Annotated in this window: 14 protein-coding genes and 1 pseudogene; 2 read left to right on the top strand and 13 right to left on the bottom strand. The window is 51.5% G+C overall.

What is annotated here, in order from left to right; genetic code table 11:
* Positions 1–7: 7 nt before the first annotated feature.
* Positions 8–1672, bottom strand: a complete 1665-nt coding sequence (locus B5F80_RS02805) for a ShlB/FhaC/HecB family hemolysin secretion/activation protein (RefSeq protein ID WP_087477300.1) — start codon at positions 1670–1672, stop codon at positions 8–10.
* A 368-nt stretch (positions 1673–2040) separates the two neighbouring features.
* Here B5F80_RS02805 and B5F80_RS02800 point away from each other — a divergent pair, with 368 nt between their 5' ends.
* Positions 2041–4338 (top strand): LuxR C-terminal-related transcriptional regulator, encoded by a 2298-nt coding sequence (locus B5F80_RS02800; protein ID WP_087477299.1) that lies wholly within the window; start codon positions 2041–2043, stop codon positions 4336–4338.
* Between the two features lie 192 nt (positions 4339–4530).
* Here B5F80_RS02800 and B5F80_RS02795 read toward each other — a convergent pair.
* Positions 4531–5124, bottom strand: a pseudogene (locus B5F80_RS02795) (transposase).
* 170 nt (positions 5125–5294) lie between these two features.
* Between B5F80_RS02795 and B5F80_RS11330 the strand changes: the two are divergent.
* Positions 5295–5474, top strand: coding sequence for a hypothetical protein (locus tag B5F80_RS11330; protein WP_198947391.1), 180 nt, complete (start codon positions 5295–5297; stop codon positions 5472–5474).
* Between the two features lie 144 nt (positions 5475–5618).
* Here B5F80_RS11330 and B5F80_RS11165 read toward each other — a convergent pair whose 3' ends face one another.
* From B5F80_RS11165 to rpmG, 11 genes are all read right to left on the bottom strand, one after another.
* On the bottom strand, positions 5619–5807 hold the full coding sequence (locus B5F80_RS11165; protein WP_143747156.1) for a hypothetical protein: 189 nt from the start codon (positions 5805–5807) through the stop codon (positions 5619–5621).
* A gap of 17 nt (positions 5808–5824) precedes the next feature.
* Positions 5825–6097, bottom strand: a complete 273-nt coding sequence (locus B5F80_RS02780; protein WP_087477296.1) for a hypothetical protein — start codon at positions 6095–6097, stop codon at positions 5825–5827.
* 596 nt (positions 6098–6693) lie between these two features.
* Positions 6694–7566: an aldo/keto reductase gene (locus B5F80_RS02775; RefSeq protein WP_087477295.1), complete on the bottom strand. Its 873-nt coding sequence runs from the start codon at positions 7564–7566 to the stop codon at positions 6694–6696.
* A 191-nt stretch (positions 7567–7757) separates the two neighbouring features.
* A complete protein-coding gene (locus B5F80_RS02770; protein WP_087477294.1) occupies positions 7758–8969 on the bottom strand; it encodes a DUF819 family protein in 1212 nt (403 codons plus the stop codon).
* A gap of 106 nt (positions 8970–9075) precedes the next feature.
* Positions 9076–9444, bottom strand: a complete 369-nt coding sequence (rplL, locus tag B5F80_RS02765; protein ID WP_087477293.1) for a 50S ribosomal protein L7/L12 — start codon at positions 9442–9444, stop codon at positions 9076–9078.
* A gap of 52 nt (positions 9445–9496) precedes the next feature.
* Positions 9497–10054 carry a 50S ribosomal protein L10 gene (gene rplJ / locus B5F80_RS02760; RefSeq protein ID WP_087477292.1) on the bottom strand — a complete coding sequence of 186 codons (558 nt, stop codon included), beginning with the start codon at positions 10052–10054 and terminating at the stop codon, positions 9497–9499.
* Between the two features lie 178 nt (positions 10055–10232).
* Positions 10233–10949 carry a 50S ribosomal protein L1 gene (rplA, locus tag B5F80_RS02755; RefSeq protein WP_087477291.1) on the bottom strand — a complete coding sequence of 239 codons (717 nt, stop codon included), beginning with the start codon at positions 10947–10949 and terminating at the stop codon, positions 10233–10235.
* Between the two features lie 62 nt (positions 10950–11011).
* The gene (gene rplK, locus B5F80_RS02750; RefSeq protein ID WP_087477290.1) at positions 11012–11437 is read right to left on the bottom strand and encodes a 50S ribosomal protein L11; all 426 of its coding nucleotides are present in this window, start codon (positions 11435–11437) and stop codon (positions 11012–11014) included.
* Positions 11438–11526: 89 nt separating this feature from the next.
* A complete protein-coding gene (gene nusG / locus B5F80_RS02745; RefSeq protein WP_087477289.1) occupies positions 11527–12069 on the bottom strand; it encodes a transcription termination/antitermination protein NusG in 543 nt (180 codons plus the stop codon).
* 16 nt (positions 12070–12085) lie between these two features.
* Positions 12086–12313, bottom strand: coding sequence for a preprotein translocase subunit SecE (gene secE, locus B5F80_RS02740; protein ID WP_087477288.1), 228 nt, complete (start codon positions 12311–12313; stop codon positions 12086–12088).
* Positions 12314–12362: 49 nt separating this feature from the next.
* Positions 12363–12512, bottom strand: coding sequence for a 50S ribosomal protein L33 (gene rpmG, locus B5F80_RS02735; protein ID WP_087477287.1), 150 nt, complete (start codon positions 12510–12512; stop codon positions 12363–12365).
* Positions 12513–12579: the final 67 nt, after the last annotated feature.

Genomic DNA, 12579 nt, shown 5'->3' with positions numbered 1-12579 from the left:
GAACGCGTTAGAATTGACTGTTGAAGGAAAAGTGGACGCGGGCCCGGCTTTGTTCCTCGTCGTTGATCGTGCGGATGAGAGGGAAGCCCATGCCGACGTTGACCGACATGTGGTCGCCGATAGCCGTCTTGATGCCGAAGCCCGTGCCGACGAGGAGCGTGTCGTCGTAGGCGCTTTCGCCCCAGACGCGGCCTCCGTCGAGGAAGATGTAGGCGTTGGTCTTCTTGGACGACGTGAGGGGAACAGTGTATTCCACGCTTCCCATGACGCCGCTGTCGCCGCCGAGCAGGCTTTCTGTATAGCCGCGGACGCTGTACATGCCGCCGATGTAGAATTGCTCAGCCGACGGCAGGTATTGGGTGCTGCTGAGCTGCCCGTCCAGGCGGGCCGTAATCATTTGTCCCGACGGAAAGGCCTTTTGGTATAAGGTATTGAAGTAGTACTTGCCGAAATGCTTCGTATTGCCGGCGATGTCGTCGTAATCGCCGACGCGGTAGGCATGCTTCTGATAGAAAATCGTCGTCCGGCCGTAGTCGATCTGGTCGAAGAACAGGGACCATCCCTTGACGGTGTCGTCGATCCAGTGCATGCCCATGAAGTCGGTTTTCGAGTTTTGGTAGCCGTATTCCAGTCCCATTTCGGATTTCACCGTTTCCGTCGTTAGAATGGGCTGGGTCAGGGAAATGCCGTAGGCATAGGAATGGCCCTTGACATCCAGGTCTTCCAGAGGCCCGTCCGTAATGTGGACGCTGTTGGTGCTGTAGCTGATCCCCAGCTTTGTCCCATTGCGGTTGATGGGAAGGGAGTAGGACAAGCCAAAGGATTTCGTGCCTTCGGAAAAGACCGAGGTCATCATGAGAGAATCTCGGACACCCGTCAGGCTCCGGGCCTGCCAGAACATGCCGCCGCGGTACAGGCCGCTCGTCTCGCTGCCGGCATTATCGGAAAAGAGGCCGAAGACCTGCTGCTGCGGCTCATAGGCCGTAATGACGTAGTCCGTCGTGCCATAGGTCTCGCCGGCTTTCATGGCGATGCGCAGCTGCGCATCGTTCGTCGCGTTGAACCGCAGGAGATCTTTATTGACGTCGGAAACATTAGTTATCTTTCCTTCTTCAATAGCGATGCGGTTTCGAATGTAATCTTCCCTAGTCGAGTCGTTTCCCTGTACCGTTACGGTGCCGGTCTTACCTTCGACGACGCTGATATGGACGACGCCGCCCTTAATGGTCTGCGGGGCTAAGTAGGCCCGGCAGGTCATGTAGCCTTTTTTGCTGTACAGTTCGTTGATCTGTTCTACAATGGCATATAAGTCCTGTATGGAAACTTCTTTGCCGATATAGGACGCCGTCACAGCCTGTACTTCTTCGCTGCTCAGTACGTCCGACTTGTCGACGATAATGTCGTTCAGCTGAAAGCGAACGGCTTTCGACGTGTCTTCCGGCGTCGTTTCCCGTTGATCCTCTACCTGGCTCGCTTCGCGGCCTTCGGAAATGCGCTGCATCGTCCGCTGCCATTCCAGATACTGCCGCGTTCGGCTCAGTTGTACGCCCGAATCATTCATCCCGGCTAGCTCATTTGCCGGCGGCAATTCGACAGCCCATGCGTGACCCCCAAGGAGCACGCTGGAGGCAATGATAACTGATATATATTTAGTCCAGACTTTCATCGTCATGTAACCCTCCTGTTTCTATGGTCTTTTTATCGTATTTTTATTCTTTATAATAACTTTTTATGCGTCATACAAAACTTTTTGCCAACTGCTCCGCAGTTCGTGCAGTCATATACTTCTTCAACTTATATTATAAAGGAAGGTACTAAGGTAAATATATTATACAAAAGTATATACTTTAATAAAAAACGAGCTCCGGCGAATTTCTTTCTCTCTTTTCGCACAAAGCTCATTAAATATTTATAAAATTGTGAAAAGTATATTTTCCAGGACCTTATTCCGTATTATAATGTAATTACTTGCAGTTTTTCCCATGTTGTTTCGGGGTGTTTCCATGAATCTATCTATCTGCCTATGAAGGGGGTGCTTGCATGATGACGGAAGAAGCGCTTATATTGCAGCTAAGCAAACGAATTATGACGGCGTATTTTGAAGAACTGGACTTGACGCCGCTCTTTTCTCATTTATCGGACAACGTCATCTGGGCCGGCGCGGGAAAGCATATGCAGCTCACAGGCTATGAAGCCGTCACGGAGGCCCTCCGCCGCGGCCACAGCCAGCGCGTCCCCTGCCGCATCAGCAACGAGGAGTACACCGTCCGCCCGCTGAGCGATACGACGTGGCTCTGCCAGATTTGCTCCGACATCACGACGGACCCGTCCTGCAACATGTTTATCCACGAATACCAGCGCTGCGTCTTTATTTTTCAAAAAACGCAGCGTTGCGATGACGGCTGGGAAATCATCTACCTGAATAATTCCGTCGCCTATAACCGCCTGAACGACCAGGAGCTGTTCGCCGTCGAGTACGGTATGCACAACTTCCAGCAGCGCGCCGAAGCCGATGGAGAAAACGTCCTGACGACGCAGGACAAGTACCAGCTGTACAGCTACATAAAACGAAATGCCTTTGCCAATCTCGACGCAGCGGGAAAAAATCTCTTTCTGGCCCTGTCCCTCTTTCCATCCTTTACGGGAGAGCTGGCGTCCTATGTGATGGATTCGCCCCGCGCCAAGGATCTTCTCGACGCCGAGGTGGAGCGAAATCCCTTTTTATATTTCGATTACCATGACGGGACCTATTCCTTCCATCCCCTGCTGGCCTCGTATCTGCACTATGTCTTTTCACGGAAAAGCCGCCGCTGGCAGCAGGCGCAGCAGCTCCGGGCAGCGCGCTGGTACCTTCAGGAAGGCGACTATAAACAGGCCATCGTCCTGGCCCGCCGCGCCGGCAATTACGATACGGTCCTGACGGCAATCGAACAAGGCGGCCGGGAAAGCCTATACGGCTTCGCCCATGACGTCGCAGCCGATACGCTGCAGCACGCTTCCGCCGCAGAGCGGGCCGCTCATCTGGAAGGCTGCTTTTACTGCGTCTTATACGCCTTCCGCTGCGGCAAGCGGCTCCTCGCTGTCAAATATCTTTCCGTTCTGGCGGACTGCGTCGAGACGGAATTCGCCGACGCCGCCCAGCGCCTGTACTACGCAGCCTATGCCGAGGTGATGAAAGGTTTCTGCTCGTACCCGGATCTTTCCGCTATGACGGAGCACGTCCAGCGCGCCCGGGAGCTTCTCCCGTCGCCGCACGACCTCATCCTGCCATGGACCTTCGGCTCGCCGTCGCCATTGTCCCTCTATCATTCCCTGCCGGAAAAATTGGAGCAAACAATGGAAGGACTGCGGCAATTTACAGCTTCTTATATACGGCTGATACACGCCGACGCCTTTCCGGTCCAGACCGATTTTATCCGCGGCGAATACGAATACCTGACAGGACGTCTCGACGAGGCGGAACAGACGCTGACTCAGTACGTTCATGCCAATTCTATCGTGCCGAAATGCATTTCCCATCTGCAAACGGCTCATTTTTATTTGGCTCGCCTGGCCCTTTGCCGCGGCGACGCCGCAGCGCTGCAGAAAGAAGTACAGCACCTGCACTCGCTGAAGCTCCAGGTCTACCCACAATGCGGCACGGCTGTAAAGCACCTGTGCGAAGCCTTCCTCCAGTCGATGCTGAACAGTTCGTCGGCTTCTGTGCCCTTATACACCTCACCCCCCCCCCCGATAGACGTAAATGGCTGTTATTATCCCATCGCGCCGATAGCCGCCGTCATACAGGATAAGGTCCTGCTGAGTCGCGGAGAATTTCCTCAGCTCCTGCTGCAGGCGACGGAACATTATAAAACGGCTATGGCCTCGCAGTACATATTGCCGGCGATTTACGAATCGATTCTTCTCGCCTGCGTCTACGAGCACGCCGGCAACATAGACGGAGCGGCAACGGCATTGAAGCAGGCCATTGTACTGGCTCAGCCCGACCATCTCGTCATGCCCTTCGCCGAACACGCCGAATACTTGCCGCAGACGATGGAACGGCTCGGCTCCGACGCGGCGGCGGCGCCCTTTATCGAACAAGCGCAAGACCTTTCTCTGGCCGAGCCTCTGTCGACGCTGCGTACCGCTCTCGCCAAGCCGTCCCTGCCCTTATCCAAGAGGGAACAAGAAGTCGCCGCCATGGTCGCCACCGGCCTGACCAACAAAGCCATCGCCGAACAGCTAAACATCGCCGAAGTGACCGTAAAAAAGACGCTGAGCCAAATATACAAAAAGCTGGGCATTACCAACCGCGCTGCCTTGTCGCATTACATGTCCCATCATCCGATGAGCTGACATATTGCAAATTTTTTCACACTCATTCAAATAAGCTAACAAATACACGAAATCAGCAAACGATTTCAGCAAATTTGTTAGCTTATTTTTGGTTCTTTGTCAAATGTTGAGGTATCTGCTCTTTTTACAATGTTTTGCGTCTCATTCTCGCTTGTTAATTAGGCTATATATCAAATTCGTTTTTTTAACCGACTATAGCTTCGAATCCCCAAGCTGGTTCGTTTTATTATTGTTGCACCCTTCTGTATACCCATTGGACCATGGGTATTTCAGGGCATTTACAATCTTCTCAAACCAGTCTGTAAACGATTTTTGCAGCGATTGAAATTCTTCCAGGTCAGCAGACCGGACTAATTCCAGCCAGTCCTGCAGCACTGGTTCTGCATACGGAGTTCGCTTCATATCCAGTACCTTGTAAAAGGCTTCTTTGAGAGCGTACGCTTTCCGTAAATCCTCCGAATGCGACAGGATTTCCTCAAGGCACACCAGTTCGTCCGGCGTCAGCGTATGGCCGGCTTTCCGCAGAATCCGCTTATTCCGCTTAAAATAACGGTTTTTCTTGGGAAATGATTTCTGGATCCGCTTACGTACCCGTTCCATGGCCTACAGCACCATTCGGACGATATGAAACCGGTCGCATATGATGACAGCATTGGGAAAGACCGCCTGTACAACTTTCCGGAACAGGTTAGACATATCCATGATAACCCAACGCACCCGGTTTCGTTGTTTCTGTAGGAACGAACGGAAATACTTGATGATATCCTGCGTATTCCTATTTGTCAATGTATTTTTATGAATTTATCGCATATTTTTCACCCTTAGTAAAAACGGGCAATCTGCAGTCGGAACGACAAAAAACCTCTCATCGCAACCTATTAGTTAACAATGAGAGGTTTTGGCAAAAATATAGCTATACTCCCTCCCCCTATTATCGCCGCGGCGGAGGAGGCGGCATGGGCGGAGGGATGGGGCGAATGGGCCTCGGTTTTGGAATTTCCGGCGGCTGCGGCGGCGGAATGGGATGCCGCGGACTCAGAGACGGCGGCTTAGGTGCCGGCTGGGGTCTGTCCGGCCGCGGCGCAGGCGGCGGTGAAACCGGAGGGGGCGGCGGCTGGGGAGGCCGTCCCGGATGAAGCGCTGGCGGAGGCGGCATCGGCGGCGGTATAGGCCGAATAGGCCGCGGCGCAGGAATAGGCGGAGCTGCCGGAGGCGCAGGCGGCGGGGGAAGCTGTCTCGCCCGCAGTACCGTCATATAGGCGCTGCCCTTTCTCGCCGCATTATCTTGTCCGGCAGCTTGGGCCAAAAGAGCCGGCGCGCTCCACAAGACGGCGACGCAGGCTGCGGCGGCAAGATATGCGGCCATTCGTTTCGACATGACGCACCTCTCCTTTCAAAAATATTTCATAACACAGCGTATGCCAAAAACGACAGAAATCTCTCTGCGAAATTCCTGTCGTTTTCAGCATGTACCTCATGCCTCCCCTTAGCGGTGATGACGCGGCGGGGGCGGAGGCGGCATAGGCCGGCCGGGCTTATGCGGTTTCGGTTTTGGCTTCTTAACTTTTTTAGGCGGTTTTGGTTTCTTTTTCGGCGGCGGCGGACCCGGATGATGAGGACGAGCCTTGAACTCCGTCAGCTGCGCGCCGGTAAAACTCATATCGCCAAAGGAATTTGCCTGGGAAGCCATCGCAAAGGTCGGAGCGCACAACGCGCCGACAATAGCAGCTACGATAATAGACCGTTTCCAAATGCGCATATCGAATATCCCTCCTTCGTACTTTGATTTCTTGTCTTCATTGTATCACAAAACAGCCTCGATTCAATCCATTTTGTGTCACAGTTTCTTTACAATTTCGTTGCAAATTAAAATATATCCCTTGTCATTCTTTCGTAAATACTTGTTATCGTCTCAGGTACTTAAAAATGCACAATGTACTGCATCCCGCCGCCTTCGTTCCCAGCAGAGCCCTGCGTCTATTGACGAGCGCCGAAAGGGCTGTTATACTAAGCGTAGGCAAAAGGATGAAATCACAAATTCATAAGCACAGCGAAAAAGCCGCAGGCTGCATCCTGCGGCTTTTCCTATTCCGATTCAAAGGACGGCTTAGGCCTTAGGCTGACTACCGGCTATTCTCCATCCAGCCATCGGCAAAGATAGTGACATACTATTCCTGCTGCGAAAGAGATACAGAAAGATATGAGCCATTCCATTTGCACTCCTCTTTCCTGCTGCCAGTATGGAGGCGGTAGCTTACTTATGATAGCATATACCTCATAAATTTAATACACGTCGTCAAAAAAACAGCGCACTCCCAAGGGAAGGCGCTGTTCTTTTTCATACTGCGTGTGCAGTTATTCATGAAGAGATGTAACGACGGGGTTATTCAGGAAATCGTAGACCCGTTTTACTTCGCTGGGCCGCTCCGTATCGAGCATCTGCGGATGACCTAAATCAAGGGCGGCAATGCCCTTCATTTCATCCGCAGTCAGCTCGAAATCCCAGATGGCGAAGTTTTCCCGAATCCGTTCGGGCCGGACTGATTTAGCGATGCACGGCAACCCACTCTGGATTTCCCATCGCAGAATGACCTGGGCGACGCTCTTTCCGTGAGCCGCGGCAATCTCCTGCAATACGGGCTGGGTGAACATGCCGTTCATTCCTTCGGCGAAGGGAGCCCAGGCTTCGGCCTGCACGTTCAATTCTTCCATGACAGCTAATTCCTCTGCCCGCTGATAGAAGGGATGCCGTTCAATCTGGTTGACAGCCGGCGCGATGTCGGCGTTATAGCACAAATCCATCAGCCGGCTGCTGCTGAAATTGCTCACGCCGATCGCCCGAATCTTCCCTTCCTTATACAACTCTTCCATAGCCCGCCACGAGCCGTAATAATCGCCAAAGGGCATGTGCACGAGGTACAAGTCGAGGTAGTCCAGCCCCAGCAGGCGGAGCTGGCGGTCAAAGGCTGCCTTCGTCTTGTCATAGCCCATTTCGTGAATGTAGGCCTTCGACGTGATAAACAATTCGCTGCGGGCGACGCCGGACTGGCGAATTGCCTGGCCGACGGCTTCTTCATTTTGATACGAGCTGGCCGTGTCGATATGCCGGTACCCTGCGGCAAGAGCCGCCGCGACGGCCTCACGGCAAGGGGCTCCATTGGGAATCTGAAAGGTGCCGAAGCCCAGCACAGGCATAGACACGCCGTTGTTTAACAATACATATTCCATGTTCTCACCTTCCTGCATCGGTATACGTTTATTATACGTCTGGCCGCCGCCTTGTCTAATGCCTGCCCCGTATTTCCCAGCATACAAGTTTTCTATATCTTGCAGCTCCTGCGCAGCAACGCAGTACGACAAAACCCGCCGGCCCTAGAAAGGCGGCGGGTTTGTCATATACACATGTATCATTTATTTGATTACGCGCCTAATATACTGCCGACAATGATGCCTAAATAAGTGCCGATGACGTAGCCGAAGGTACCGACCAACATGGACGGGCCGACGAGCTTCGTCCAGCCCTGGGAAATGGCCATGCCGGCAGCCGTTGTCGGGCCGCCGATATTCGCGTTGGACGCCAGGACGATGTCTTCCAGATGAAAACGGAACAGCTTGCCGCCGACAAAGCAAAACAGCATATTGACGACGACCATGAGGAAGCAGAAGGCAAAGAGCAGGGGCGCGTTGCGCAGGATTTCCGATATAGACGCCGGCACGCCGATGACAAAGAAAAAGAGGTAGATGAAATAGGTGCCGATTTCTTGGGCGCCGCTGACAGAGGCCACTTTTTTGTCGAAGAAGGTGGCGACGATCATGGAAATAAAGGTAATCCACACGTATTCGCTGCCGAAAAAGGTATTTGCCATGTGGAGAAGCCAGTTGTCCGCAGGGATGAGGGCGGACAGGGACGAGCCGACCCACTTGGATAAGGTCACGACGACGGCTGCATACATGACATTCACGGCGATGTCCCGCAAGGAGATATCCTTGCGGCTCCAATAGGCGGCGGCCAGCGTCTTGCCTTCATCGGCCTGCCCGCTTTGCTCTACCGCGTCGATATGGGGATGGGTAAAGTGGCGGCGGAAAAAGGCGTTGCCTACGCATCCCAACAGGACGAGGAAGTAAATGGCCATATTGAGATTATCCGCCACGATCGTCGAGGACACCAACGTGCCGTCGGTCTTGAAGGCATCGGCCAGGGCCACGAAGTTGACGCCGCCGCCGATATACGAGCCGGTCATCATGGCCGCCACCTTGGGCAGCCCGTCGATCATAGAGCCGAAAATCACCGTCCCCAGCAGGGCTCCGCAAATCGTCCCGGCCGAGCCGATGAGAAACACGAAGAGCATCCGACCCGTTTCCCGCCAGATCTTCGTCATGTTGGCCTGGAGCAGCAGCAGGGGAATCGCCATCGGCACGGCGTACCCCCAGACGATATCGTCAAACAAGGGCGCATGCGTAGGCAGGACGCCGACGTTGACCAGCACCAGGGCGAGAATCAGGGCGATGACGGCTCCCGACACCTTCGAAGCCCAGGCATAGGTCTGTTCCAAATAAATCGACGCGGCGACGGACGCGCACATCACGGCCAGCAGCATCCACGTATTTTCAGGACTAATCAATGAGTTCAATATCCGTTCCTCCTCCCTATGGTTAGCCGCCTATGAAACAAAGGCATAGAAAAACTCCCAAAACCCAACATCAGCGGGTCTTGGGAGCGTATAATTTCATCTGAAATTATTTCAATTCAACAGTAGCGCCTGCTTCTTCCAATTTAGCTTTGAGAGCGTCAGCGTCAGCTTTGGAGAGACCTTCTTTAACAGGGCTCGGAGCGCCGTCAACGAGAGCTTTAGCTTCTTTCAAGCCGAGGCCCGTTACTTCGCGGACAACTTTGATTACGTTGATCTTCTTGTCGCCAGCGGAAGCGAGGATAACGTCGAATTCGGATTTTTCTTCAGCAGCAGCAGCGCCAGCAGCCGGAGCAGCAGCAACAGCTACGGGAGCAGCAGCGGATACGCCGAATTTTTCTTCCATTTCTTTTACGAGTTCGGAAAGTTCCAAAACAGTCATGTTTTCAATGGCTTGCATGATTTCTTCTTTAGTCATTTTAAAATACCTCCATAGTATCGATTTTTTTAATTAAAAGTTGTAATTTAGATTAAGCAGTTTCTTGTTCTGCTTTCTTAGCACGTACTGCGTCAAGCACATAAACCATATTGCGGATATTGCCCTGAAGTACGTTGACAAGACCGGAAATAGGAGCCTGCATGCTGCCGACAACCTTCGCGATAAGTTCGTCGCGGCTCGGCAGGTTTGCCAATGCGTCGACGGCTGCTGCATCGATGATCTGACCGTCGGCAATACCGACTTTGACCGTCAGAGCTTCTGTTTTCGTTTCTTTGATGAATTCTTTTAAAATCTTAGCCGGAGCTACGGCGTCTTCCGTGGAATAGGCGATAGCTGTCGGGCCTTCGAGGAATTCAGATACCCCTTCGAAACCGATTTCGCTGGCGGCGATGCGAGTCAAGGTGTTTTTGATAACCTTGTATTCAACATTGCCTTCGCGGAATTTGCGGCGGAGCTTCGTAACGTCGGCTACGGTCAAACCCGTAAATCCAACGAATACAACACCCTGAGCTGCCTGCAGTTTTTCCTTCATTTCTTCAACGACAGCGGCTTTAGCAGGAGAAACCTGATGCTTTGCATACATAGACATTCCTTCGATACACCTCCTTGATTTGGATTTATATCGTCTTAGCAATAAAAACGGCCTCATTTCCATGAGGCCGAACTAGTCGTTATCAGTAGTACTCAATAATCTACTAGTTTTAGCCTCAGATGGCGGACTTGCGTCCATTATACATACCTTCAGTCTACAGCTAAGAGTGATATTATTATTGTTCGTCAGCTTTTACAACGCCTTTTACGCTGAACGGGTTGATATGGATACCAGGGCCCATAGTGGAGCTGACAGTAATCGTTTTGATGTACTGGCCTTTCGCGCCCGACGGCTTTACTTTAATCAGCGTGTCGACGAGAGTCGTAAGGTTTTCAATCAATTTATTAGCGTCGAAAGACTTTTTACCGATAGGGGAATGAATATTGCCGGCCTTATCCGTACGATATTCAACCTTACCAGCTTTGCTTTCGGAAACAGCTTTTGCAACGTCCATCGTAACCGTACCGACTTTCGGGTTCGGCATTAAGCCTTTCGGCCCGAGGATTTTACCCAAACGGCCAACTTTGCCCATCATGTTCGGCGTAGCAATAGCTACATCGAAATCGAGCCAGCCGCCTTTGATTTTTTCAATCAGGTCGTCTGCGCCTACAAAATCAGCGCCGGCTTCCTGAGCTTCTTTTTCTTTATCGCCTTGAGCAAATACGAGAACAGTCTTCGTTTTGCCAATGCCATGAGGCAGAACCAAAGCGCCGCGAACCTGCTGGTCGGCATATTTCGGATCTACGTTTAAGTTTACAGCCAATTCGACAGTTTCGTCAAATTTAGCCGTATCCATCTTTTTCAAGATGTCGATGGCTTCAGCCGGTTCGTACAATTTGTATTTATCGTACATTTTAGCGGCTTCAGCATATTTCTTGCCTACTTTTGCCATGTCTTTTCCTCCTTAGTGGTTTAGCGGGGCATTCGCCCCTTCCACGGGCAGGGAAATCGGAATTAGTCTACGATTTCAATACCCATGCTGCGGGCAGTGCCTTCAATCATTTTCATAGCCTGTTCTACGTCGTTGGCGTTGAGGTCAGGCATCTTTGTCGTTGCAATTTCGCGGACTTTGTCGCGGCTCAGTTTTGCAACCTTTTTCTTGTTCGGTTCGCCCGAAGCTTTGTCAAGGCCAGCTGCTTTTTTCAACAATACGGCAGCGGGCGGTGTCTTTGTAATGAAGGTAAAGGATCTGTCTTCGTATACAGTGATTTCAACAGGAATAATGTAACCAGCCTGTTTCGCCGTACGTTCGTTGAATTCCTTTACGAAGGCCATGATGTTAACGCCAGCCTGGCCTAATGCAGGACCAATCGGAGGCGCCGGAGTTGCCTTGCCAGCTTCACACTGAAGTTTTACCATTCTTGCTACTTTTTTTGCCATGGTGATTTACACCTCCTCACATTACAAGATGTGGTACGCGAATCCTAATGATTCTCCCACTCGCGGCTTTCGCCGCATTTTAGAAGTATTTATTCCAGACTTTTCTCAATTTGAGAATAGTCGACTTCTACTGGAGTTTCCCGGCCAAACATATCGATAAGGCCTTTGAGGGTTCCTTTTTCTTCATTGATTTCCGTAATGGTCGCAATGAAGTTTTCAAAAGGACCGGATGTGATGCGGACCTGTTCGCCTACTTCAACGGAAATATGCGGTTTCGGTTCCGTGTCAAGATTCTGCGATTTCAGAATACTCTTAACTTCCTCCGGTTCCAAGGGAATAGGCTTCGTCGCCGAGCCTACAAACCCCGTTACGCCCGGGGTGTTGCGGACGACATACCAGGAACGGTCGTTGACTTCCATTTCGACGAGGACGTAGCCGGGGAAAACCTTGCGTTTCACGGCGCGCTTCTTCCCGTCTTTGCCGACGTCGATTTCTTCCTCCATCGGGACGAGGATGCGGTTAATGACATTTTCCAATCCCATGGATTTAACTTTCCGTTCCAACGTAGCCATTACTTTATTTTCATAACCGGAATACGTATGGATGACATACCATTTTTTTTCAGATTCCATTTAAGCGCAGGCCTCCCTATCCGACAACGGCTCGAAGCAAATTAAACAACTGACCAAAAACGCCGTCGGCCACGCCGATAATCGCCATGACGACGATCGTCGCGACGATGACCATGACCGTGTAGTTTATCAGCTCTCTTCTCGTCGGCCAGATGACCTTTTTCAGTTCCACCTTAACGCCTTGAAAAAATGACTTGCCCGGATTCTTCTTATTCTTTTGTGCTGCTTTTTTTGAAAGTGCCATATAACCTCTCACACCCAAATAAGATTAAGCACATCTTATTCCATCAAAATTATTTCGTTTCTTTATGTACGGTTTGTTTTTTGCAGAACGGGCAATATTTTTTCAATTCCAAACGGTCCGGATTGTTTTTCTTGTTTTTGTTTGTCCGGTAGTTACGCTGTTTGCATTCTGTGCATGCCAATGTAATCGCTGTACGCATTCCCTTACACCTCTCTTAAAAATAGTCTGATACTACGCGCAAACCCAGTGCCTGCGCAAGACTGCCT

Origin of the sequence: Megasphaera sp. An286 (assembly GCF_002163455.1) — a bacterium.
Taxonomy (GTDB): Bacteria; Bacillota; Negativicutes; order Veillonellales; family Megasphaeraceae; genus Megasphaera; species Megasphaera stantonii.
The sequence above is the reverse complement of the archived record's forward strand: the minus strand, read 5'-3'. Positions and strand labels throughout refer to the sequence as shown.